Source organism: Streptomyces sp. R35 (assembly GCF_041053035.1).
Classification (GTDB): Bacteria; Actinomycetota; Actinomycetes; order Streptomycetales; family Streptomycetaceae; genus Streptomyces; species Streptomyces lutosisoli.
Genome location: NZ_CP163440.1, coordinates 4,223,206 through 4,245,336, shown reverse-complemented (window position 1 = coordinate 4,245,336; position 22,131 = coordinate 4,223,206). Strand labels below are relative to the sequence as shown.

The following is a 22,131-nucleotide window of genomic DNA, read 5'->3' as shown; positions in this document are numbered from 1 at the left end:
TTCCGGGCGCGGAGGCATGGAGGCACGTATGAGTACGACGACTTCACACACCCCGGAGTCCGAGGGGGAACCGGAGGGCGTCGGCGGTCCGCGGTCCGCACGGCTCATCCACAACGAGGTGACCACCGAGATCCCCGTCCACCTGCTCTTCCGCGACGACCCCGAGCCGGTCGTCGTCCCGCTCGCGCCCGCCGTCGTGGGCCGGCGGCGCGGCACCGGCGAGCAGCCGCGGATCCGGCGGCCCGCATCCGGCCGGGCCCCGCGCCCGGTACCGGAGGTCGACCCCGAACTGGTGGAGCGCCCCGCGCGGGTGCTGCCCGGAGTCACGGGTGTGCTGGCCGGGGCCTGTGGTGTGGCCGGATGTGTGCTCACCACCTGGTGGACGGGCGCGCTGCCGCCTCTCGTGAGGGAGGCGTTGGAGCTTCCGGGGCAGGCGGGCGCCGGGCTCGGGCCCGCGCAGTGGGCCGCGTACGCCGGGGCGGGCGCGCTCGGGCTGTTCGGATTCGGCGGTCTCGCCCGCGGCCGGACCGGACGGGCCTGGGTGCTCGGCCTCTTCGGGGGCTACCGCGGAACGGTCCGGCGCACCGGGCTGCTGTGGATCAACCCGCTGGCGCTGCGCCGCCGGGTCGACGTACGGCTGCGGCACTGGCGCGGCGAGCCGATGTCCGTGGTCGACGCGAACGGGGTCGCGCTGCGGGTGGTCGTGCTCGTCGTCTGGCGCGTCAAGGACACCGCGCGCGCCATGCTCGGGGTCGAGGACCACGAGGCGTATCTGCGCGAGTGCGTGGAGGCGGCGCTCTCGCGGGTGCTCTCGCAGCTCCCGGCCGAGGTGCCGCCCGCCGTGGTCAAGGACGTGACCCTGCGCAACACGGACGCGGTCGGCGAGGCGCTGACCCGCCTGGTGGTCGCGGACACCGCACCGGTCGGCCTGGAGGTGTTCTCGGCGCAGCCGACCCGGATCGAGTACGCGCCCGAGATCGCCGCCGTGATGCAGCGCCGCCGGATCGCGGCGCTCGACGCCCAGCACCGGGACTCCGTGCTCACCTCGGTCGTCGACTCGGTCGAGGACACGGTGACGCGGCTGACCATGCGGGGGCTCGTCGAACTCGACGACTACGAACGCAAGGCGCTGGTGAAGGACTTGACGGTGGCGTTCTGCACGGGGCGCAGGGAGGCGTCGTCCTGAGGGGGGCGGACATGTTCGCGATTGGTATGGACACATCTTTGATATGGACACAGCCAACTAGTGGCAATAATCTGGGACTTGGTCTAGACCTGAACATCGCGCGCACAGCTCACGAGAACCTCCCCCACGTCCTCCAGGAGCGGCAGGATGCGCAAAGCCAAGTTCTACGCGGCCGCGCTCGGCCTCGCCACCGTGGGCACCTTCGTGCTCTCGACCGGCGGCGCCAGTGCTCACGGCTACACCGACCAGCCCCTCAGCCGGCAGAAGATGTGCGCCGCCAGCGGCGGTACCGTCGCCAACTGCGGTGACATCCAGTGGGAGCCCCAGAGCGTCGAGGGTCCCAAGGGCTTCCCGGCGGCCGGACCGGCGGACGGCCAGATCTGTTCCGCGAACCACACCAACTTCAGCCAGCTCGACCAGCCCAAGACCCCCGCGGGCACGGCCTGGCCGACGACCAAGGTGACGGCCGGTCAGAGTTACAGCTTCCGCTGGCAGTTCACCGCCGTGCACGCCACGACCGACTTCAAGTACTTCATCACCAAGACCGGCTGGAACCAGAACCACGCGCTGACCCGCGCGGACCTGGAGACCACCCCGTTCCTGACGGTCCCCTACAACGGAGCGCGCCCCCCGTCCACGTTCTCGCACACCGGCACACTGCCGACCGGCAAGAGCGGGCACCACATCATCCTCGGCGTGTGGACGATCAACGACACGGCGAACGCGTTCTATTCGTGCGCGGACGTCACGTTCTGAGCCCCACCCGGCGCAGGGCCCCACACCCGCTCGGGTAGGGTCCGCGTGCGCCGTGACCGGTTCCGGTCGCGGCGCACGCGGGTTCCGTCTTCCGAGAGCACGGGGGTGCGCTTCATGGACTTCGTCTTCCACATACTCTTCCCGCTGATGATCGTCGGGATCATCTGGGCCAGCTGCGCGATCGTGCGCAGGACGCAGGAGCGGCGGGCCGCCTGGGAGAGCGGGCTCACCGCCGAAGCGCGCGTGACGCGCGCCTGGGCCAGGACCCAGATGGTCAACAACGTGGCCCGGCGGATCCAGTACCACGAGTACGACTTCACGGCGGCCGACGGACGCGCGGTCCGCTTCGAGGAGGCCGGCGGCCCGGCGGGCCGGGGCGTGGGCGACCAGACGCTCGTGTACTACACCCAGGACCGGCCCGAGAAGGCCACCGCGTCCGAGCCCCGGCCGGGCAAGGACATGGCGGGAGCGGTGTTCGGTCTCGTCTTCCTCGGGGCGGGCGTCATCATCCTCATCAAGGTGATCGTCCAGTACGGCTGAGGACTCCGGCCATGCCTCCGAAGGTTCTGAGCATCCCTTGAGGCGCCCGCACAGCAGGTGGGGGTATGTTCCCCGCACGTCGACATGACCATGACGGCGCAAGGGGAGTCGTACGAACCTCGGGGGATCGCGATGGATTTCATCTTCTATGCCGTGCCGGGCCTGATCATGGCCGTGACGATTCTGATGGCGACCAAGGTGGTCCGCCGCTCGCTGGAGCTCAGGAGCGCCTGGAACAGCGGGCTGACCGCCGAGGCGCGCTGTCTGCGGTCGTACACGACGACCAGCGGCGGCGGTGGCGACACCTCGGTCAGCACGACACTGCACCACGTCTACGAGTTCGCGACGCGCGACGGCCGCAGTGTCCGCTTCGAGGAGGAGAACGGTCCCTCGACGATCGTCGAGGGCGACATCGTCACCGTGCACTACACGGCCCAGCACCCCGAGAAGGCCACCGCGCACGCGCCGAGCCCGGTCAAGGCCGCCGCGGGCACCATCGGCTTCCTGGTGTTCTTCGGCGTGATCATCGCCTTCTGCATCGGCTTCATGATCACGTTCCACGAGGTCTTCCAGGCGAACGACGCGTTCCCCGACGGCTGGTGAGCGGCCCCGGGGGCCACTTGGGCCGTACGGCCGGTGCCGTACCCCTCCTCATCTGACGGTACGTCAATTATGGTGCGCCTCCATGGGGTCCATGAGGCGTACCGTCGCGGAACTCGTACAGGAACGGTGGGACGACCACCGGCCGGGGCTGTGGTTCGAGGGCCGGGTGCTCAGCCACCACCGGGTGGCCGCGGGCTCGGCGGCACGGGCGGCGCTGCTCGCCGATCTGCTGCCGCCCGGCGCCGCACCGCACATCGGGGTGCTGCTCGACAACACCCCTGAATATCCGATGTGGTTGGGCGCGGCCGCCCTCGCGGGCGCCGCCGTCGCCGGGATCAATCCGACTCGGCGCGGCCCCGAACTGGCCCGCGACATCCTGCACACCGAGTGCCGCGTCCTGATCACCGAGCGGGCCCATCTGCCGCTGCTCGACGGCCTCGAACTCCCGGGCGTACGCATCCTGGTGACCGACACGGACGCGTACGCCGACCTCGTGGGGGCGTACGGGGGCGTGAAGCCGGACGCCTCCAAGGCGACCCCCGACGCCCGCCTCCTCCTCTACTTCACCTCCGGCTCGACCGGCGCCCCCAAGGCCGCGATCTGCACCCAGGGCAGGCTCGCCGCCGCCGGGCGGTCGCTCGTCGACCACTTCGGAGTGCTCCCGGACGACACGCACTACATCTGCATGCCGATGTTCCACGGCAACGCGGTGATCGCCGACTGGGCGCCCGCGCTGGCGGCGGGCGCGTCGGTCGCGCTGCGGCGCCGGTTCTCCGCGTCGGGGTTCCTCGCCGACGTACGGGCCTGCGGGGCCACGTACTTCACCTATGTCGGCCGTGCCGTCCAGTACCTGCTGGCCACGCCCGCCCGCCCCGACGACCGCGACAACCCCCTGCGCATGGGCTTCGGCACGGAGGCCGGCGCGGTCGACGCGGCCGCCTTCGAGGAACGCTTCGGAGTGCGCCTGGTGGAGGGGTACGGCTCCTCGGAGGGCGGCGCGGCCATCCAGCGGGCGCCCGGCACCCCGGCCGGGGCGATCGGACGGGCGGCACCCGGTGACGACCTCGCGGTGGTGGACCCGCAGACGCGCGCCGAATGCCCGCCGGCCGTCTTCTCCGCCGACGGACGTCTCCTCAACGGGGCCGAGGCGATAGGGGAGTTGGTGAACCGCGGCGCGAACCCCTTCGAGGGCTACTGGCGCAACCCGGACGCGGACGCCGCCCGGCGACGCGACGGCTGGTACTGGACAGGAGACCTCTTCTACCGCGACGCCGACGGATTCCTCTACTTCGCGGGCCGTACCGACGACCGGCTGCGCGTCGACAGCGAGAACCTCGCCGCCGCGGTGATCGAGAACATCCTCGCCCGGTACGGGGACGCCGCCGCCGTGGCGGTGTACGCGGTGCCGGATCCCGTCGCCGGGGACCAGGTGATGGCGGCGGTGGCGCTGCGGCCCGGGGTCCCCTTCGACCCCCTCTCCTTCGGCGAATTCCTGCTCTCCCAGCCCGACTTGGGCACCAAGATGGCGCCCCGCTTCGTACGGATCGTGGAGCGGATGCCCGTCACCGCCACCAACAAGATCCACCGGGTGGGGCTGCGGCGGGAGGGTTTCCGGTGCCCGGATCCGGTGTGGTGGCGGCCGGCGGGGGAGTGCGCGTACCGCAGGCTGGAGGCGGCGGACGTCGAGGGGCTGGTGGCCGAGTACCGGGCACGGGGGCGGGAGGAACTGCTCGCGAGGTAGGGCCGGCCCCACCTCGACCACACCCCCTGCTCGTATGGTCCGGCGTGCCCGGCGCCGCCTAACGTGGCCGCATGATCAGCAGAGTCGGGCCGTGGCGTGCGGCCGGGTATCTCGTCACCGGCGTACTGGTGGGCGTTCCGCTGCTCGTCGGGCTGCTGGTGCTCGGCGTCGTGGGCGCGGCCCTCACCCCCGTGCTCGTCGGGCTGCCTCTGCTGGCGCTGGTCGCGCTGACCGGCGTACCCGTGGGGGCGGTGGAGCGGTGGCGGCTGCGGCTCATGGACCCGGCGCGGGTGCCCGACCCCCACCGCACCCCGGACGAGCCGGGCCTCACCGCCTGGGCCAGGCTCCGGTTCGGCGAGCCGGTGACCTGGCGGGAACTGGCGTACGCCGTGCTGCTCGCCTGCGTGCTGTGGCCGCTGGACCTGCTGGTGCTGGCGGGGGCGCTGGGGGTGCCGGGCGCCATGCTGGGGGCGCCGGTGCAACTGGCCGTCTCCGGCGGTGACACCCGCATCGCCAAGCTGTGGCTGATCGACTCGTACGGGCAGGCGTTCCTGTGCGCGGCGGGCGGGCTCGTCCTGCTCCTCGTACTCCTGTGGCCGCTCGCGCTGTACGCCCGTGCCCGCGCCGCCCTCGCCCGGCTGTGCCTCGCCGCGCGCGAGCCCGAACAGCGGCTCGCCGAGGTGACGAGGTCCCGGGCCCGGCTGGTGGCCGCCTTCGAGGCCGAGCGGCGGCGGATCGAGCGGGATCTGCACGACGGGGCGCAGCAGCGGCTGGTGGCGCTCAGCATGAAGCTGGGCCTCGCCCGGCTCGACGCCCCGCCCGAGCTGGCGGAGCGGCTCACGGCCGCCCACGAGGAAGCCGACCAAGTCCTCGGTGAACTAAGGGAGTTGATCCACGGCATCCATCCGCAGGTGCTCGCCGACTACGGACTCGGGGACGCCATCGCCGACGCCGCCGACCGGTCCGCCGTACCCGTGGAGGTGGACGTGCGGCTGCCGCGGTTCGTCGAATCCGTGGAGGCCGCGGCGTACTTCGCGGTGCGCGAGGCGCTCGCGAACGTGGGCCGGCACAGCGGGGCGGGCCGGGCGTGGATCAGCGGGCGGTACGGGGAGAGGCTGCTGCGCATCGAGGTACGGGACGACGGTCGCGGAGGTGCTGATCCGCTCGCCGGCTCCGGGCTCACCGGTCTCGCCGACCGGCTGGCCGTCCTCGATGGAACACTGACCGTCGACAGTCCGCCCGGCGGTCCCACCGTGCTGTGTATGGAGATCCCTTGCTGAGAGTCGTGCTCGCCGAGGACAGTGTGCTGCTGCGGGAGGGGCTGGTCGGGCTGCTGGCCCGCTTCGGACACGAGGTCGTCGCGGCGGTCGGCGACGCGCAAGAGCTCACCGAAGCCGTGCCGGAGTACGCCCCCGACCTCGTCGTCACCGACGTACGGATGCCGCCCGGTTTCCAGGACGAGGGGCTCCGCGCGGCCCTCGCCCTGCGGGCGGCGGATCCGCGCCTGCCGGTGCTCGTCCTCAGCCAGTACGTCCAGCGGGCGTACGCCGCCGAGCTCCTCGACACCGGGGACGGCACCGGCGTCGGCTACCTCCTCAAGGACCGCGTCGGACAGGTCGAACAGTTCGCCGAGGCGGTGGAACGGGTGGCCGCGGGCGGGACGGTCGTCGACCCCGAGGTCGTACGGCAGCTGCTGCGCCGCCGACGCGATCCGCTGGAGGCGCTGACGCCCCGCGAGCGCGAGGTCCTGGGCCTGGTGGCCGAGGGAAAGTCCAACGGCGCGATCGCGCGTGAGCTGGTGGTCACCGAGGCCGCCGTGGGCAAGCACATCGGGAACATCCTGGGGAAGCTGGAGCTGCCTCCGGCGGAGGACACGCATCGGCGGGTGCTGGCCGTGCTGGCTTATCTGCGGGGGTAGGGAGTGCCCGTTCGGACATGCGTGAAGGCCCCCCACTTCAGTGGAGGGCCTTCTTCTGTGCGCCGCCAGGGACTCGAACCCCGGACCCGCTGATTAAGAGTCAGCTGCTCTAACCAACTGAGCTAGCGGCGCATGACTCCCGCCTCCCGCTCTCGCGGTCGGCGACAAAAGAAATACTACCTGGTCCGCAGGGGTGCTTCTGACCACCCGGCGGTGACGCCCCGGTGACCGCCCGGGGCGCTGGGTGGAGGCCCGAAAGGACGGCCCTAGATCGCCAGGGAGAGCAGAACCGGGGCGGCCCCCCGGTTCAGCGAGTCCGCGGCCTGGCGGAGCCTGTGTGCGTGCTCGACCGGGAGGGAGAGGGCCAGACAGCCGACGGAGGAGCCCGCCGTGATGGGGACGGCCGCGCAGACCGTGCCGATCGCGTACTCCTGGAGATCCAGCACGGGCACGGTGGGCGGGTGGGCGTCGAGGCGGGACAGGAGGAGCCGCTCGTTGGTGATGGTGCGCGAGGTGAGGCGGGCCATCCTGTGGCGGGAGAGGTGGTCGCGGCGGCCGTTGTGGTCGAGCTGGCCGAGAAGGCTCTTGCCGATCGCGCTGGCGTGGGCGGACGAGCGGAAGTCGACCCACTCGTTGACCGCCGGGGTCGCCGGGCCGGTGGCGCACTGGGTGACGTGGATCTCACCGTCGACGTACCGGCTGATGTAGATGGCGGCGCCGACCGAGTCGCGCAGCCGGTCGATGGTCTGCTGGAGTTTTGCGCGCAGTGCCTGGTCACGGCCGTGCGCGGAACCGAGTCGGCTGAGAGCGGCGCCGGTGACGTATGCGCCGTCGGCGATCTGCTCGACGTATCCCTCCCGGCGCAGCATCCGCAGCAGTGCGGTCAGGCGCTCGGTGTCGAGGCGGGTCTGGCGGGCGAGTTCGGCGTCGGTGACACCGGTGGAGTGCCGTGACACTGTCTCCAGGACGCGGAGGGCGTCCTGGGCCGAGTGGTACGGCGCGGTCGGCTCGTGCTTCAGCGCCACGGTTTCCCCCTGCGCTTCATGGGCCCGGCTCAAAACAAGACACAGCCCGGACAGCTGGGCTCCCTCCACGATACCCACCAAAGGGCCTGCTGTGAGCGTCTGTTGACGAGATTGATGGCGCGTTCCAACCCTCTCAGCAGGAACGCGCCACCCTGGCATATGCCAAAGTCATGGCACATTGGGCATGCCCCAATTGCCGGACCTCGCACCTTGCCGTGCTCGCCGTCATTCACTCCCCGTCATCACAGCACCGCGCTGAGAAATTCCCGGGTCCGGTCGTGCTCCGGATCGCTGAAGATCTTCTCCGGCGGACCGGACTCGATGACGCGGCCGGAATCGAACATCAGCACCTGGTCCGAGATGTCCCGGGCGAAATTCATCTCGTGGGTCACGCAGAGCATCGTGATGTCCGTGGTGCGGGCGATGTCACGGAGAAGGTCGAGGACGCCCGCGACCAGCTCGGGGTCGAGCGCGGACGTCACCTCGTCCAGGAGCAGCACCTGAGGCCGCATCGCCAGCGCACGGGCGATCGCGACGCGCTGCTGCTGGCCGCCGGACAGCCGGCCCGGATACACGTCGCACTTGTCCGCGAGGCCCACCAGGTCCAGCAGCTCGCGGGCCCGCGCCTCGGCCACGTCCCTGGACAGGCCGAGGACGGTGACCGGCGCCTCGGTGATGTTCCTGAGCACCGACATGTTCGGGAACAGGTTGAACTGCTGGAAGACCATCCCGATCTTCTTGCGGACCTCGCGGATCTGCTTCTCGCCCGCCGGGAAGAGCTGCTCCCCGGCGACCGTGATCGTGCCCTCGTCCGGCTCGGCCAGCGTCATCAGCAGCCGCAGGATCGTCGTCTTGCCGGAGCCGGACGGGCCGATCAGCGTGACGTGCTTTCCGGGGTCGACGCGGAAGTCGAGGCCGTCGAGGACGGTGTTGTCCCCGAAGCGCTTGGTGACCTTGTCGAAGCGGATCAGCTCTTCGGTCTTCGTATCAGCGGACAAGACGTCGCTCCAGGGCTCGCAGAAGCAGGGAAGCCGGATAGGAAATGAGGATGAAGGCCACGCCGATGACCGTGAGCGGCTCGGTGAACTGGAAGTGCTGCTGCGAGTACAGCCGCGCCTCGCCGAGCATCTCCATCACGGTGATCACCATCAGGATCGGGGTGTCCTTGAGCATCGAGATGACGTAGTTGCCGAGCGGGGGCACCACCCGGCGGATCGCCTGCGGCAGGATCACCGCGGTCCAGGTGCGCCGCACGGGCAGGCTGAGCGCCCTGGCCGCTTCCCACTGGCCGGCGGGCACCGCCTCGATACCGGCCCGGTAGACCTGCATCGTGTACGTCGAGTAGTGCAGCCCGATCGCGACGACACCGGTGGTCAGCGCGGAGAACGTGATGTTCCACTCGGGCAGCACATAGAAGAGGAAGAACAGCTGCACCAGCAGGGGGGTGTTCCGGATGAACTCCGTGACCACCCCGACCGGCCAGCGCACCCAGCGCGTCGGCGTCCGCATCAGCAGCGCCCACACCAGACCGAGGGCGAAGGAGATCACCGAGCCGAGGGCCAGTGCCTGAAGGGTGACCAGCAGTCCGTCCCAGAAGTGCGGCATGAAATCGCCGACCGCGCTCCAGTCCCACTTCATGAGGCACCTCCGCTCGCGGCTCCCACGCCGGTCGTCTGTGCGCGCTTGAGCTCACGCGCCGCCGTCTCCGTCCCGGGGTCCTTGCCGACCTCGGCCTTCAGCCGCTTCTCCAGACCGCGCATCAGCCGCGTGAGCAGGAAGGCGATCACGAAGTAGATCAGCAGGACGTACGTGTAGACCTCCGCGCTCTGCTGCAACGCGAGCCGCACCAGGTTGGCGCTGAACGACAGATCGCCCATGCCCATGACGGAGACCAGGGCCGTGCCCTTGAGCAGCTCGACCAGCAGGTTGCAGAAGGAGGGGACCATCTCGGGCACCGCCTGCGGCAGCAGGACCAGCCGCATCCGCTGCCAGGGCGTGAAGCCGAGCGCGATCCCGCCCTCACGCTGCGCCGGGTCGACCGCGTTCAGGGCGCCGCGCACGATCTCGGAGCCGTACGCCCCGTACGTCAGTCCCAGCGCCAGCGTGCCCGCCCACATCGGGACGAGCTGCCAGCCGAAGGCGAGCGGCAGCACGAAGTACACCCAGAAGATCATGATCAGCGCGGAGGTGCCGCGGAACACCTCGGTGTAGAAGCCCGCGAGGAAGCGGACGATCCACCACCGCGAGGTGCGCGCGATCCCGACGGCGAAGGAGATCGCACCGGCCAACAGGCCGCTGAAGATGAGCAGTTGGACGGTGATCCAGATCCCTTTGAGTACGAGTTCCCAGAGTCCCGAGGTCATCCGCGGCACAGCTCCTTCGCGGTCATGTCGGTCATCTCGGCCTGGGTGAAGCCGAACGGCCGGAGGATGCGGAACAGCTCGCCGCTGTCCTTCAGCTTCCTGAGCTCCACGTTGAAGGCGTCCCGCAGCCGCGTCTCCGGCGACCGGAACGCGAAGCCGCCGCCGTCGACATGCGGCTTGCCCTTCACCAGCGGCGCGAAGGGCCTCGTACTCTCGGCCTTGCCGGACTTCTTGACCACCTCACGCGTGGTCAGCGCCGTCCCCGCGAAGGCGTCGACACGTCCCGCCTCGACGGCGTTCAGCCCGGCCACCTGATCCGGCACGATCAGGATGTCGCTCTCCTTGTACCCGGCCTCCACCGCGTACTGAATCTCGGCGTACCCGGTCCCGGTGGCGAACTTGGCCTTCTTCCGGACGACATCGTCGTAGTCGTGCAGCCCCTTCGGGTTGCCCTTGCGCACGATGAACGCGTCGAGCATCCGGTAGTCCGGATCCGCGAAGATGACCTGCTCACAGCGCTCGGGGTTGATGTACATCCCGGCGGACACGACATCGAACTGCTGCGAGTTGAGCCCGGGTATGAGCGAGCCGAACTCGGTCGGCACCGGCTGGACGCGATCGACCCCCAGCCGTTTGAAGACGGCCTTCGCGAGCTCCGGCGCCTCGCCCGTCAGCTCGCCGTTCCTGTCGATGTACCCGAAGGGGACCTCACCCGCGATACCCAGCCGTACGACACCCTGCGCCTTCAGCCGGTCGAGGAGATCACCGCCGTCCGTGCCGGCCGCCGTGGCGACACGACTGCAGCCGGCGGCGCCCAGCGCCCCGACCGTGCCGAACACGGAGGCACCCGCGAGCAGCGACCGCCGGCTGGGCCCTCGTTTCTCTGTGTCATTCCCAAGTGGTGGAGCCATGGCCGCGCGACTACCCGGGGCCATGTGATCTATGCGGATCGATTTTGAGCCCCGTCCGTCACCGAGGCCACATTGACCCCCGCGGGACCTTGGAATGCAGGGCCTGGACCCTGGTGGGAGCATCGATTCCGGCGACCCCCGCCTCGTACAGCGTGTGCGCCGTCCGCAGGACGAGGTCGTCGCGGTGGCGGGCGGCCACGATCTGGAGGCCCACCGGGAGGCCGTCGGGGGCGAGGCCGACGGGGACGGTCGCCGCGGGCTGCTGCGTCATGTTGAAGGGGTACGTGAACGGGGTCCAGCCCGTCCAGCGACGGTGACCGGAGCCGGCCGGGACCTCGGCGCCCGCCTCGAAGGCCGTCAACGGAAGCGTCGGGGTGACCAGGACGTCGTACGACTCGTGAAAGCGGCCCATCCGCCGTCCGAGCGCCATCCGGACGTCCACCGCCGCGAGATAGTCCAGCGCGCTGATGCGCGCGCCGAGGCCGGAGATCTCACGCAGGCCCGGTTCGAGCAACTCCCGCTGGTGGGGCCCGAAGTGCTGGGTCAGACGGGCCGCCGCGCTGAACCAGAGGGTGTGGAAGGCGCCCAACGGGTCGGTCAGGTCGGGGTCGGCCTCGGTGACGTACGCGCCGAGTGCCGCGAGCCGCTCCACCGCGCGCCGTACGGCCGCCGCGACGGCGGGGCGGACCGCGACCTGCCCGCCCAGCGAGGGCGAGTACGCGACCCGCAGGCCCCGCACCCCGCCCTCCAGCGCGTCCACGAAGGAGCCGCCGACCGGCCCGAGCGCGGACCAGTCCCGCGCGTCGGGGCCGCTGATCACGTCCATCATCAGGGCGGCGTCGGCGGCGTCCCGCGTCATCGGGCCCACGTGCGTGAGTGTCCCGAAGGCGCTCGCGGGATACAGCGGCACTCTCCCGTACGTCGGCTTCAGCCCGAAGATCCCGCAGAAGGCGGCCGGGATGCGGACACTCCCGCCGCCGTCCGTGCCCAGGGACAGCGGGCCCGCGCCGAGCGCCACGGCCGCCGCGCTGCCGCCGCTGGAGCCGCCCGACGTGCGCGAGACGTCGTACGGATTGCGGGTCACCCCCGTCAGGGCCGAGTCCGTGACGCCCTTCCAGCCGAACTGGGGCGTCGTCGTCTTGCCGAGGAAGACGGCACCGTGCTCCCGCAGCCGGGCCACGGACGGCGCATCCTCGTCCCAACGGCCCTGCGGATCAACGGTCCTGGAGCCGCGCAGCGTCGGGCGTCCGCGCAGCAGGAGGACGTCCTTGACGGTGACCGGGACGCCGTCCAGGAGACCCGCGGGCTCACCCCGCCGCCACCGCTCAGCCGACTCCTGGGCCTGGGCGAGCGCTTCCTCCGCGTCCAGCCGTACGAACGCGTTCACGGCGGGCTGGACGGCATCGGCCCGCTCCAGGGCCGCGCGGGTCGCCTCCACGGGGCTGAATTCGCCCTTGCGGTAGCCGTCGACGAGTTGTGCCGCGGTCAGCTCGGTGAGTTCCGACATCGGCCCCTCCAAAGGGAGTTCAGCGTCCCGGTACGTACCCACGCTTCTTGTCGACGACGTTCAGGAGTGGCTTCCCCGCCGCCCAGCGCTCGAACAACTCCACGAACTGCTTACCCAGTTCGTCCCGCCAGCCGGCCGTGTCCCCGCTCATGTGCGGCGACACGATCAGCCCCGGAACATCCCACAACGGGCTGTCGGGGCCGAGCGGTTCGTGCTGGAAGACATCGAGGGCCGCGCCCGAGATCCACCGCTTCGACAGCGCCTCGGCGAGCGCGCCCTCGACGACGAGCTGCCCGCGCCCGACGTTGATGAAGCGCGCCGACGGCTGCATCATCCCGAAGCGCCGCGCGTCGAACATGCCGCGCGTGACCTCGGTGAGCGGCGCCGCGGACACCACCCAGTCGGCGCGCGCCATCAGCCGGCCCAGCTCCTCCGGTCCATGGATACCGGTCCGCGGAGTGCGCCCCACCAGGGCCGTCGTGACGTCGAGCGCCTTGAGCATCCTGACGATCGCCCGCCCGACCGGCCCGGAACCGACCACGCAGGCCCGGGTCCCCGCCACTCGCTGCGTGTCGCGGTGCCGCCACTCCCGGCGGCGCTGGAGATCCCATGTCCGCGGCAGATCCTTCGCCATGGACAGCACCAGAGCGGCGACGTACTCCGCGATCGGCTGGTCGAAGATGCCCCGCGCGTTGGTCACCACCGTGTCGGACGCGGTGAGCTCGGGACACATCAGATGGTCCACCCCCGCGCTCGCCGTGTGCACCCAGCGCGGCCGCGGACCCTCGCCGGGCCAGGCACGGCGTACGGCGCCCGAGGTGAAGTCCCATACGAGCAGAACGTCCGCGTGCGGCAGCCGCTCGGCCAGCGTGGACTCGTCGGCGTGCTCGATCCGCACCCGGCCGGTGAGCCTGCCGAGGCGGGGGAGGGGCTCGGCGTCCAGAACGAGGAGCGTGGTCATCGGGGGCAGCCGTTTCGCTATGCGGGTCCGCTCTGCTGGGGAGTTCCAGCCGTCTGAGATGCGCGGATTGACCACGCTCGCACCCGAACCTACCTTCGTCAACACGGGCCCGCGTACGGCCCGTTGCCACCCTTTTCCGTCTCGGCCAACCAGGTGACGTACTCGGCCGACGCGGCGCCGCCGGCACTCTTGGACGAATCCGCTCGGCGGGCCCCGTACTGTCGGCAGAACAGGAAGGTGGGGCATGACCGCACTCGGATTCCTCTACCCCGGTCACGCGGCCGAGGACGACTACCCGCGCATGGAGCAGCTGCTCGGCAGCGACATCCGCATGACCCTCGTCCACACGGAGATCCCGGAGACCACGGCGACTGGGGAGACCGGGGAGGCCGCCCGTCGCGTGGACGCGCTCCGCGAGATGGGCTCGGCGGACCGGCTCACCGCGGGCGTCGAGGAGCTGCGCCTCTCGGGCGCCGAAGCGGTGGTGTGGGCCTGCACCAGCGGCAGCTTCGTGTACGGCTGGCAGGGCGCCCATGAGCAGGTCCGCGGCCTTGCCCGGGCCGCGGGGCTGCCGGCCTCCTCCACGTCGTTCGGTTTCGCGCACGCGGTGCGGGAGATCGGGGTGCGGCGGGTTGCGGTCGCGGCGACGTATGCGGATGAGGTGGCTGGGCTCTTCGCGGCGTTTCTGGGGGATGCGGGGGTGGAGGTGGTGTCGGTGCGGGGTGCCGGCGGCAGCGGGAGGGCGGCGGCGGAGGTCGCGACCTGGGGCTACGACCAGATCCTCGCCCTGGCCCGGGCGGCCGACCATCCGGACGCGGCGGCGCTCCTCCTCCCCGACACCGCCCTCCACACGGTCTCCCACATCCCCGCCCTGGAGAGGGCCCTCTCCAAACCGGTCCTCACCGCCAACCAGGTAACCGCCTGGGAGGCCCTCCGCCTCTCCGCCCGCCGAGTCAACGCCCCCCGCCTCGGCACCCTCTTCACCAAGGAACCCCTCGTCCAGGTGTAGTCCAAAAGATTGCGCAGTTCCCCGCGCCCCTAAAAGACCCCGGGGCGGGCGGGGCGCCTTTAGGGGCGCGGGGAACTGCGCGAACGGCCCCCACCGTCCCGCAGCCGACGAGCTACCCCCGTCTTTCAGGGGCGCGGGGAACTGCGCAATCTTTTAGGGGGGTCTGGGGGCGCAGCCCCCAGGGATGGGACGGGTAGGGGCGGCGGGGGCGAGGAAACGGGAATAACCGGGGACTGCCTCCTGTTGGTACCCCCCGGACGCGCCACGCACAAAACCGCAGGAGGCACTGGTGACCGAAACGGACGAGATCCGAGGCAAGGCGGAGGGCACCGCCCCGGTACCCCTCTCCGTACTGGACCTGGTCACAGTCGGCGCAGGCCGCACCGCCACCGACGCTCTGCACACCAGCGTCAAGATCTCCCGCCTCGCGGAGTCCCGAGGCTTCCACCGCTACTGGGTCGCCGAGCACCACTCGATGCCGGGCGTGGCATCGTCCTCACCCGCCGTGATCCTCGCCCACCTCGCCGCCCACACCACCCGCATCCGCCTGGGCTCGGGCGGAGTCATGCTTCCCAACCACGCCCCCCTGGTCATCGCGGAGCAGTTCGGCACGCTGGAGGCGATGGCCCCGGGCCGTATCGACCTCGGCCTGGGCCGAGCCCCGGGCACGGACGGTGCGACCGCCGCCGCCCTGCGCCGCACCGACCGCCTGGGCGAAGGCGCCGACGACTTCCCCGAGCAGCTCGCGGAGCTCACCCGCTTCCTGGACGACGACTTCCCCGACGGCCACCCCTACGCCCGCATCCACGCGGTCCCCGGCCCCGTCCAGTCGACCTCCCCCGGCGGCGTACAGTCCCCGCACCGGCCCCCGGTCTGGCTGCTCGGCTCCTCCGGTTTCAGTGCCCGCCTCGCCGGAGTCCTGGGCCTCCCGTTCGCCTTCGCCCACCACTTCTCGGCCCAGAACACGGTCCCGGCGCTGGACCTCTACCGCGAGTCCTTCCGGCCGAGCGCCGTGCTGGCCGCCCCGTACGCCCTCATCGGCGTCTCCGCCCTCGCCACCGACGACGAGAAGGAGGCCCGCCGCCAGGTCCTGGCCGCCGCCCTGAACATGGTCCGGCTGCGCACCGGCCGCCCGGGTCTCGTCCCGACGCCCGAGGAGGCGGAGGCGTACGAATTCAGCCCCATGGAGCGGGAGTTCATCAACAGCTGGAACTCCAACGTCATCCACGGCACCGCGGACGAGGTCCGCTCCGGCCTCGACGACCTGCAGAAGCGCACCGGCGCCGACGAGTTGATGATCACGGGCAACGCCCACAGCGGCGACGTACGCCTGCGTTCCTACGAACTCATCGCGGACGCCTACGGGTTGCCGAAGGCCCCGCCGACCGAGGCCCGGTAGCCCCGGGAGCCTCAGGTCTGACGGCAGTCCGGCGCCGTCAATAGTGCGGAGATACGATCCGGCGCCACCGGCCGCGAGTACAGCCAGCCCTGCCCGGTGTCGCAGCCGATGCCGCGCAGCCGGGAGGCCTGGGAGGCGGTCTCCACACACTCGGCGGTGACCGTCAGGCCCAGCCGGTGGGCGAGTTGGATGAGGGCCTCGACGATGACCTCGTCGGCGGGGTTGGGGTGGGCGGACGTACCGTCGGCGTTCTCGTACTGGAAGCCCCGTACGAAGGAGCCGTCCAGCTTCAGGACGGAGACCGGGAGACGGCTGAGGTAGGCCAGGTTCGAGTAACCGGTGCCGAAGTCGTCGATCGCGATGCGTACGCCCATGTCGCTGAGCGCCTGGAGGGCTTGCAGCGGCCGGCCGGCCGAGCCCATCACCGCCGACTCCGTCAGCTCCAGCTGGAGAAGGTGCGGGTCGAGGCCGGTCTCCGCGAGGATCTCCGCCACGTCGGCCACCAGGTCGGAGTCCCAGACCTGGCGCACCGCCACGTTCACACTGACGAAGATCGGCGGGGCGTCCGGGTGGTCCAGCTGCCAGCTGCGGGCCTGCCGGCAGGCGGTGGCCAGCACCCAGCGGCCGAGCTGCACGATCGAACCGTCTTCCTCGGCCAATCCGATGAACCGATTCGGCGTCAGCGTTCCGAACTGCGGATGATTCCAGCGGACGAGGGCTTCGACCCCGCGCACCCCGCCGTCCTCCATGCCCACCAACGGCTGGTACTCCAGCGCGAACTCGCCGCGCTCGACGGCCGCGCGGAGGGTGGAGGAGAGGGCCTGGCGGGTCATGCGGTGGGCGTTGCGCTCCGGGTCGAAGAGGGTCCAGCGGCCCTTGCCGTCGGCCTTCGCCCAGTACAGCGTCGTATCCGCGGCCTGCATCAGACCGGTCGCGCTGGTTCCGGCGGCGCGCCGCTCGACGACCCCGATCGACGCGGAGAGGGACAGCCGCTGACCGGAGAGGTCGAAGGGGGCCTGGAGGGCCTTCAGCACCGAGTCGGCGAGGTCCGCCAACTGGTCCGTCCCTGTGGAGTCCTCGACGAGGAGCGCGAACTCGTCGCCGCCGAGTCTCGCCACCAGGGGAGTGGCGGCTCTCGTGTAACCCGCCTCGTCGGCGCAGCGCGTCAGGCGTTCGGCGACGGCCGAGAGCAGCCGGTCCCCGACGCGGTGGCCGAGTGTGTCGTTGACCGCCTTGAAGCCGTCCAGGTCCAGATAGCAGAGCCCGATCCGGCCGGTGCCGCCCTCCTCGTACGCCTCCGCCTCCAGGGCGGCCGAGAGGCGCTCGAAGAACAGGGTGCGGTTGGGCAGCCGGGTCACCGGGTCGTGCATCTGCAAGTGGCGCAGCCGCGCCTGGAGTTCACGGCGGGCGCTGATGTCGGCGACGGACAGCAGGACCGCCTGCTCCTGCGGGGGCAGCGGCGCCACGGTGATCTGGACCCAGAGCGAGTGGCCGTCGGGATGCTTGAGGCGCCGGGTGCAGCGCAGCCGGGCCTGCCGGCCTCGCAGTACCTCGCGGTACGAGTGCCAGGTGCGGGCGTCCGAGGCCAGGTCCACCAGATCGGCGGCGATCCGCCCGGCCAGCGCGTCCGCGCCGGGACCGAGCAGCGCGCCCAGCGACTCGTTGGCGGTGACGACGAGTCCCTCGCGGTCGACGACGGCCATGGCGAGCGGCGCGGTGGCGAAGGCCGCCTGGAAGGTACGGGGTGACGCTCCGTCGGATGCGGGCGTGTCGGGTGGCGTCCCGGCCGGGACATCGGATCCGGCGTACGGGTCTGGAGGCGTCTCGGCAGAGGCGTACGGGTCTGGAGATGACCCTGGGGCGATCGACACACCGGGAGGCGCCCCGGCGTACATACGAGGAGATGTGCCGATGTGACGCTCTGTGACGGCCGACCGGACGAGATCTGCCGTGGGCACCGGCCCTTCGGACGTTCCGCTCACCGCTCGCTCCCGCAGTGCACTCGTTCTTCGTATAGGTCTCTCGGGGTGGTCGGCCGGTGATGGACGGCCGCACAAGCCGTGTCCGTGCAGGAAAGTGTGCCGATCATAGAGGGTGGCCTCGGGGAGTTGCAGCCACTGTCCAGTGTCCCGGAACAACGGCCTCTTCTGACAGATCGTTTCTGCCTGCATCTGGACGGGTTCCTTCCCCCGTCGATCGGCTGTGACGTTCCGTGAGTGTTCGGGGTGTCGGCCTCGCGTGGCCCCTCACTCTTCTGGTGCAGGCAAACAGGGCGAAGTGTGACGAACTCACACAGGCTGGGTGCGGTGTCCTGAAAACCGCATCCGGAGGTCGACGTGCCGCGTCCGCTGCCCCTGAGAGGTCTCGCCCGTGAGGCCCTGCGGGGTTGCACTCGTGAGGCTGTGCGGGGTGTGGCGCGTGAGGCTTTGTGGGGTGTGGTGCGTGAGGCCTTTCGGGGTCTGGCGCGTGACGGGGTGCCACGCTGGCGCCGCACCGCGGCCGTGTTCACCTCGGTGACCGCGCTCGCCGCGACTTGCCTGATGCCGGGCCCCGCGCTCGCCGAACCCCGCTTGGCCTCATGTGCCCTCACACGGACCGACGCACACCACTCGGAGGGTGTCGACACCTGGAACTCCTCCTATGTGCGCCCCGATCACCCCCTCGACGCGGTGCTGGTCTTCCTGTCCTTCCCGGACTCCGCGCCGCGGACCACTCCGGCGGAACTGACCTCCGACTACTTCCCCGCCACCAGCCAGTTCTTCGAGCGTGCCTCGTACGGCAAGTTCACGGTGCGCCCGCATGCCCAGCGCGACTGGATCCGGATGCCGCACACCTCCAGGTCATACGCCATACAGCGTGACTGGAACGCCGACCGTCGCGCCGCCTATCTGCGCGACGCGGTCACCGCCGCCGACAAGCAGGTCGACTTCTCGCGCTACGACATCGTCTACTTCGTGGCCGATCCGGACGCCCCGGGCGTCGACTCGGACGCCACGAAGGTCGTCAACCTCGACACGCCCCTGCGCGCCGACGGCAAGGACATCCGCCGCGTGGTCACGGTCTTCGAGAAGCACCCGCCGGACCGCCTCGTCCTCGCCCACGAGACCGGCCACGTCTTCGACCTGCCCGACCTCTACCACCGCCCCTCCGACGGCAAGGGCGACTGGGACACCTACGTCGGTGACTGGGACCTCATGGGCAGCCAGTTCGGACTGGCCCCCGACCTGTTCGGCTGGCACAAGTGGAAGCTCGGCTGGCTGGAACCGAGCCAGGTGGCGTGCGTGCGGGGCGCCGGCGCCACGCGGCTGACGCTTGAGCCGCTGGGGGCGGGGCCGGGAGAGGGCGGTTCCGGGTCGGGTACGGCCGGTGCGGAGGCCTCCGGTGCCGGTGCCTCCGGCTCGCGTGCGCGGTCGCACGGCTCATCTGGTTCGTCTGGTTCGGTCGGTGCCTACGGCTCGTCTTCCGGCTCGGGCGTGTCGTCCGGCTCGGGCGGGTCGGATGTCACAGGTGTGCGGTCGTACGACTCGGGCGTGTCGGATGTGGCGGGTGGTGTGGAGCCGTACGGGTTGGGTGCGCGGGTGTTCGGTTCCGGGCGGGGCACCAAACTGGCGGTGGTCCGTACGGGTCCCGACAGCGTGCTCGCCTTCGAGGCGCGCGGCCCGGCGGGCAACGACGACTCGACGTGCGCGCAGGGCATCCTCGTCTACCGCGTCCGCAACGAGACCGAGTCGGGCGGCGGCCCGATCGAGGTCCTCGACGCGCACCCCCACTCCGAGTCCTGCTGGGAAGGCTCGGTCTACCCGGCACTCGCGGACGCGCCCGTGGCACTCGGGGAGAGCTACACGGTGCCGGGCGAGCAGGTCCGGATCGAGGTGGAGGACCGCACGGCTTCCGGGGCGTGGACGGTGAAGATCACGACAGGCTGAGCGCCGGGGGCCTTCTGGCGACTGCGGTCACGCGGCGAAGCCGTGCGGAAATGACGAAGAAGGGCGGAAACGGCGATGGCGTGCGGAGGCGTGCGGAAATGACGATGGCGAGGCCGATTCGCGTTTCCGCGAACTTGCCTCGCCATCGCTAGCGTGCGCCGCCAGGGACTCGAACCCCGGACCCGCTGATTAAGAGTCAGCTGCTCTAACCAACTGAGCTAGCGGCGCCTGCTGACGTCGTAGACCTTAGCATCCTGATCGGCGGGAGGAAAAATCGATATCCGCACCGCCGCGGAGGCGGCCGCGCGGGCCGCCCGGACGGCCGCCCAGAGCATGATCTCGGGCCCGGGAAGCCAGGGGTGCCGGGTGTCGGGGGCGACGAGCCAGCGGGATTCCAGCCGGGCGGCGGCGCTGGGCCCGGTGCCGTCGGCGATCGGCGCGGGGACGGTGACCGCGTCGCCCGTACCGTGGCAGAGCAGCGGCGGAACCGCCTCGCACCGCCCCACGTGCCCGGCGGCCTCCTGGTCCCAGGCGTCCCGGGAGCCCCAGTCCTCCCACTCCAGGAGTGACGGCAGCCGCTGAGCCGTACCGGGCGCGGCGAACAGCAGCATCCGCCCGCGGTAGGTCGCCACCGGGCCCGAGCCCGGCCCCTCGTCCCACAGCCGGTCGAGCATCTGCCGCCCGAAGATCGCCGGAGCGTTCACGACGTCGAAGGTGCTGCCGCAGGGCAGTACGACCGGGGCGTGCGGCCGCTCCTCCCAGAGGGCGAGCGTGCTGCGCGGATAGGTTCCGGCCGAGGCGAGCCAGGTGGCGCCCTCGGAGGTGACTCCCGCGATGTCGGACCGCGCGATGTCGGACCGGTCGGGCAACGGTGCGCCGGGGCCGTGGGGGATGGTGCGTGCCGGGTTCCGTGTGCTGCTCATGCCGATATATCTACCGGCGGTGACCATTCAGTCTCTGAGGGTTGCCGGAAATCGGGACAGGGCGGGGTGGGGTGGAGTATCTTGCCCGGCTGGCATATGCCAGGGGGTGTGTGACGCTCGGGCCAGGGGGCGTATGCCGCCCGCCCACGTACAGTCGTTCAAGCCCTTCAAGTACTTCAAATACTTCAAGCCTTCAAGTACTTCAAGTCCCGTGGCCGGCAGGCGAGGTGGGGAATGCGGATCGGTGAACTGGCCCGGCGCACCGCCGTGAGCGAGCGGTCGTTGCGCTACTACGAGACGCAGGGGCTGTTGCGGGCCGAACGCACGCCGGGTGGTCATCGCGACTACGGCGACTGGGCGGTGGACCGCGTCATCCGCATCCAGGCGCTCTATGCCGCCGGCCTCTCCAGCAAGAAGATCGCCCAACTCCTCCCCTGCATGCGCGACACCGACGGCCGCCCCTCCGCGATCGCCACGCCGCGGCTCGTCGCCGACCTCACCGCCGAACGCGACCGTATTGACCGCACGATCGCGGATCTTGTGCGGTCGCGGGAGGTGTTGAACGAGGTGATCGACGCGGCGACGGACTGAGCCGTGCGCCCCTTCGACCCCGTTGGGTTGTGTGTCGGGTGCGGGTGGGTGGGGGCTGGTCCAAAAGATCGCGCAGTTCCCCGCGCCCCTAAAAGGGGCGCGGGGAACTGCGCGATCTTTTGGGGGTCTGGGGGCGGAGCCCCCAGGAACGGGATGGGACGGGTAGGGGCGGCGGGGGCGAAAAACCCTGCGGTCACCCCCGTGGCTCAGGCGTGGTCGCTCACCCCATGCCCATGTCCATGCCCGTTCCCCTCCACCCCCCGAAGCAGATCCCGCCCGAACTCGACCATCTTCTTCGCGTAATCCTCGGTCCACTCGGCCCGCTCGGCGATGGCAGCCGCAGTGAGCCGGTCAAACCGCCGAGGATCAGCCAGCTGCGCCGCAGCGATCGCCTGAAACTCGACAGCCCGATCCGCCGCGGCCCGAAACGCAAGCGTCAGCTCCGTCGCCCGGTCCAGCAACGCACGCGGATCATCGATCGACTCCAGATCGAAGAAATGCTCCGGATCCCCGGCGGCCTCCGCGGGCTCGAAGAGCAGGGGCGCGGGGCGTCGCCGCGGTTCGTTCCGACGCGGCGTGGGCTCCGCCATGTCTTCTCCTCCTCGTACGGTTCAGGGGCCCGCCTCGTAAGGGGGCCACCGTCTATTGTCCCCCGCCCACGCAAGTGGGCCAGAGACCCCAGGCCAGGGCAGGGACCACAGGGATCCGCGGAGAACCACGGAGATCTACGGAGAACCGCAGAGCCGCGCAGAGATCCGCAGAGCCGCGCGGA

General features: G+C 70.8%; 21 protein-coding genes and 2 tRNA genes. 11 read left to right on the top strand and 12 right to left on the bottom strand.

Annotation, left to right across the window (positions count from 1 at the left end):
• Positions 1 to 28 precede the first annotated feature (28 nt).
• From AB5J50_RS19410 to AB5J50_RS19380, 7 genes are all read left to right on the top strand, one after another.
• Entirely contained in the window at positions 29 to 1,186 is a 1,158-nt protein-coding gene (locus AB5J50_RS19410; protein ID WP_369259703.1) for an SPFH domain-containing protein, read from the top strand.
• 147 nt (positions 1,187 to 1,333) lie between these two features.
• Positions 1,334 to 1,942: a lytic polysaccharide monooxygenase gene (locus tag AB5J50_RS19405; protein WP_327428972.1), complete on the top strand. Its 609-nt coding sequence runs from the start codon at positions 1,334 to 1,336 to the stop codon at positions 1,940 to 1,942.
• A gap of 114 nt (positions 1,943 to 2,056) precedes the next feature.
• Positions 2,057 to 2,482: a DUF3592 domain-containing protein gene (locus AB5J50_RS19400; protein ID WP_369259701.1), complete on the top strand. Its 426-nt coding sequence runs from the start codon at positions 2,057 to 2,059 to the stop codon at positions 2,480 to 2,482.
• A 132-nt stretch (positions 2,483 to 2,614) separates the two neighbouring features.
• On the top strand, positions 2,615 to 3,085 hold the full coding sequence (locus tag AB5J50_RS19395; protein ID WP_369265447.1) for a DUF3592 domain-containing protein: 471 nt from the start codon (positions 2,615 to 2,617) through the stop codon (positions 3,083 to 3,085).
• 82 nt (positions 3,086 to 3,167) lie between these two features.
• Positions 3,168 to 4,826: a long-chain-fatty-acid--CoA ligase gene (locus AB5J50_RS19390; protein ID WP_369259699.1), complete on the top strand. Its 1,659-nt coding sequence runs from the start codon at positions 3,168 to 3,170 to the stop codon at positions 4,824 to 4,826.
• Positions 4,827 to 4,897: 71 nt separating this feature from the next.
• Positions 4,898 to 6,106, top strand: a complete 1,209-nt coding sequence (locus AB5J50_RS19385) for a sensor histidine kinase (protein WP_369259697.1) — start codon at positions 4,898 to 4,900, stop codon at positions 6,104 to 6,106.
• A gap of 5 nt (positions 6,107 to 6,111) precedes the next feature.
• On the top strand, positions 6,112 to 6,744 hold the full coding sequence (locus tag AB5J50_RS19380) for a response regulator (RefSeq protein WP_369265446.1): 633 nt from the start codon (positions 6,112 to 6,114) through the stop codon (positions 6,742 to 6,744).
• Between the two features lie 58 nt (positions 6,745 to 6,802).
• Here the strand turns inward: AB5J50_RS19380 and AB5J50_RS19375 are convergent.
• The 8 genes from AB5J50_RS19375 to AB5J50_RS19340 form a co-directional block, all read right to left on the bottom strand.
• Positions 6,803 to 6,876 (bottom strand) — tRNA-Lys (locus tag AB5J50_RS19375).
• Between the two features lie 134 nt (positions 6,877 to 7,010).
• Positions 7,011 to 7,769, bottom strand: coding sequence for an IclR family transcriptional regulator C-terminal domain-containing protein (locus AB5J50_RS19370; protein WP_327428967.1), 759 nt, complete (start codon positions 7,767 to 7,769; stop codon positions 7,011 to 7,013).
• Between the two features lie 242 nt (positions 7,770 to 8,011).
• Positions 8,012 to 8,767, bottom strand: coding sequence for an ectoine/hydroxyectoine ABC transporter ATP-binding protein EhuA (gene ehuA / locus AB5J50_RS19365; protein ID WP_369259695.1), 756 nt, complete (start codon positions 8,765 to 8,767; stop codon positions 8,012 to 8,014).
• Positions 8,757 to 9,407 carry an ectoine/hydroxyectoine ABC transporter permease subunit EhuD gene (gene ehuD / locus AB5J50_RS19360; RefSeq protein WP_369259693.1) on the bottom strand — a complete coding sequence of 217 codons (651 nt, stop codon included), beginning with the start codon at positions 9,405 to 9,407 and terminating at the stop codon, positions 8,757 to 8,759. The genes ehuA and ehuD overlap by 11 nt, the downstream gene beginning before the upstream one ends.
• Positions 9,404 to 10,132: an ectoine/hydroxyectoine ABC transporter permease subunit EhuC gene (ehuC, locus tag AB5J50_RS19355; RefSeq protein ID WP_369259691.1), complete on the bottom strand. Its 729-nt coding sequence runs from the start codon at positions 10,130 to 10,132 to the stop codon at positions 9,404 to 9,406. The genes ehuD and ehuC overlap by 4 nt, the downstream gene beginning before the upstream one ends.
• The gene (ehuB, locus tag AB5J50_RS19350; protein ID WP_369259689.1) at positions 10,129 to 11,043 is read right to left on the bottom strand and encodes an ectoine/hydroxyectoine ABC transporter substrate-binding protein EhuB; all 915 of its coding nucleotides are present in this window, start codon (positions 11,041 to 11,043) and stop codon (positions 10,129 to 10,131) included. The genes ehuC and ehuB overlap by 4 nt, the downstream gene beginning before the upstream one ends.
• Positions 11,044 to 11,101: 58 nt before the next feature.
• Positions 11,102 to 12,550, bottom strand: a complete 1,449-nt coding sequence (locus tag AB5J50_RS19345) for an amidase (RefSeq protein ID WP_369259687.1) — start codon at positions 12,548 to 12,550, stop codon at positions 11,102 to 11,104.
• Between the two features lie 19 nt (positions 12,551 to 12,569).
• Positions 12,570 to 13,511 (bottom strand): D-2-hydroxyacid dehydrogenase, encoded by a 942-nt coding sequence (locus AB5J50_RS19340; RefSeq protein ID WP_369259686.1) that lies wholly within the window; start codon positions 13,509 to 13,511, stop codon positions 12,570 to 12,572.
• 244 nt (positions 13,512 to 13,755) lie between these two features.
• Between AB5J50_RS19340 and AB5J50_RS19335 the strand changes: the two genes are divergently transcribed.
• Entirely contained in the window at positions 13,756 to 14,520 is a 765-nt protein-coding gene (locus tag AB5J50_RS19335) for a decarboxylase (protein WP_369259684.1), read from the top strand.
• 289 nt (positions 14,521 to 14,809) lie between these two features.
• A complete protein-coding gene (locus tag AB5J50_RS19330; protein WP_369259682.1) occupies positions 14,810 to 15,919 on the top strand; it encodes an LLM class flavin-dependent oxidoreductase in 1,110 nt (369 codons plus the stop codon).
• Between the two features lie 11 nt (positions 15,920 to 15,930).
• Here the strand turns inward: AB5J50_RS19330 and AB5J50_RS19325 are convergent, their stop codons facing one another.
• Positions 15,931 to 17,901 carry a putative bifunctional diguanylate cyclase/phosphodiesterase gene (locus AB5J50_RS19325; protein ID WP_369259680.1) on the bottom strand — a complete coding sequence of 657 codons (1,971 nt, stop codon included), beginning with the start codon at positions 17,899 to 17,901 and terminating at the stop codon, positions 15,931 to 15,933.
• A gap of 558 nt (positions 17,902 to 18,459) precedes the next feature.
• Between AB5J50_RS19325 and AB5J50_RS19320 the strand changes: the two genes are divergently transcribed.
• Positions 18,460 to 19,845 carry a M6 family metalloprotease domain-containing protein gene (locus AB5J50_RS19320; protein WP_369265445.1) on the top strand — a complete coding sequence of 462 codons (1,386 nt, stop codon included), beginning with the start codon at positions 18,460 to 18,462 and terminating at the stop codon, positions 19,843 to 19,845.
• A 154-nt stretch (positions 19,846 to 19,999) separates the two neighbouring features.
• On the opposite strand, the gene AB5J50_RS19315 is transcribed toward AB5J50_RS19320, so the two are convergent.
• Positions 20,000 to 20,073: transfer RNA gene (locus AB5J50_RS19315), tRNA-Lys, on the bottom strand.
• Entirely contained in the window at positions 20,064 to 20,768 is a 705-nt protein-coding gene (locus AB5J50_RS19310) for a bifunctional DNA primase/polymerase (RefSeq protein WP_369259678.1), read from the bottom strand. The genes AB5J50_RS19315 and AB5J50_RS19310 overlap by 10 nt, the downstream gene beginning before the upstream one ends.
• Before the next feature lie 234 nt (positions 20,769 to 21,002).
• Here AB5J50_RS19310 and AB5J50_RS19305 point away from each other — a divergent pair, with 234 nt between their 5' ends.
• Positions 21,003 to 21,359 carry a MerR family transcriptional regulator gene (locus AB5J50_RS19305; protein WP_327428956.1) on the top strand — a complete coding sequence of 119 codons (357 nt, stop codon included), beginning with the start codon at positions 21,003 to 21,005 and terminating at the stop codon, positions 21,357 to 21,359.
• A gap of 206 nt (positions 21,360 to 21,565) precedes the next feature.
• Here AB5J50_RS19305 and AB5J50_RS19300 read toward each other — a convergent pair whose 3' ends face one another.
• Positions 21,566 to 21,949, bottom strand: coding sequence for a hypothetical protein (locus AB5J50_RS19300; protein ID WP_327428955.1), 384 nt, complete (start codon positions 21,947 to 21,949; stop codon positions 21,566 to 21,568).
• Between the last annotated feature and the right edge of the window lie 182 nt (positions 21,950 to 22,131).

Excerpts from the sequence above, each read along its gene's own strand:
- AB5J50_RS19345 (WP_369259687.1), bottom strand. The coding sequence starts at position 12,550 with ATGTCGGAACTCACCGAGCTGACCGCGGCACAACTCGTCGACGGCTAC.
- AB5J50_RS19390 (WP_369259699.1), top strand. The coding sequence starts at position 3,168 with ATGGGGTCCATGAGGCGTACCGTCGCGGAACTCGTACAGGAACGGTGG.
- AB5J50_RS19410 (WP_369259703.1), top strand. The coding sequence starts at position 29 with ATGAGTACGACGACTTCACACACCCCGGAGTCCGAGGGGGAACCGGAG.
- AB5J50_RS19305 (WP_327428956.1), top strand. The coding sequence starts at position 21,003 with ATGCGGATCGGTGAACTGGCCCGGCGCACCGCCGTGAGCGAGCGGTCG.
- AB5J50_RS19335 (WP_369259684.1), top strand. The coding sequence starts at position 13,756 with ATGACCGCACTCGGATTCCTCTACCCCGGTCACGCGGCCGAGGACGAC.
- AB5J50_RS19300 (WP_327428955.1), bottom strand. The coding sequence starts at position 21,949 with ATGGCGGAGCCCACGCCGCGTCGGAACGAACCGCGGCGACGCCCCGCG.
- AB5J50_RS19405 (WP_327428972.1), top strand. The coding sequence starts at position 1,334 with ATGCGCAAAGCCAAGTTCTACGCGGCCGCGCTCGGCCTCGCCACCGTG.
- AB5J50_RS19395 (WP_369265447.1), top strand. The coding sequence starts at position 2,615 with ATGGATTTCATCTTCTATGCCGTGCCGGGCCTGATCATGGCCGTGACG.
- ehuD (WP_369259693.1), bottom strand. The coding sequence starts at position 9,407 with ATGAAGTGGGACTGGAGCGCGGTCGGCGATTTCATGCCGCACTTCTGG.
- AB5J50_RS19400 (WP_369259701.1), top strand. The coding sequence starts at position 2,057 with ATGGACTTCGTCTTCCACATACTCTTCCCGCTGATGATCGTCGGGATC.
- AB5J50_RS19385 (WP_369259697.1), top strand. The coding sequence starts at position 4,898 with ATGATCAGCAGAGTCGGGCCGTGGCGTGCGGCCGGGTATCTCGTCACC.
- ehuC (WP_369259691.1), bottom strand. The coding sequence starts at position 10,132 with ATGACCTCGGGACTCTGGGAACTCGTACTCAAAGGGATCTGGATCACC.
- AB5J50_RS19340 (WP_369259686.1), bottom strand. The coding sequence starts at position 13,511 with ATGACCACGCTCCTCGTTCTGGACGCCGAGCCCCTCCCCCGCCTCGGC.
- ehuB (WP_369259689.1), bottom strand. The coding sequence starts at position 11,043 with ATGGCTCCACCACTTGGGAATGACACAGAGAAACGAGGGCCCAGCCGG.
- AB5J50_RS19320 (WP_369265445.1), top strand. The coding sequence starts at position 18,460 with ATGCCGGGCCCCGCGCTCGCCGAACCCCGCTTGGCCTCATGTGCCCTC.
- AB5J50_RS19310 (WP_369259678.1), bottom strand. The coding sequence starts at position 20,768 with ATGAGCAGCACACGGAACCCGGCACGCACCATCCCCCACGGCCCCGGC.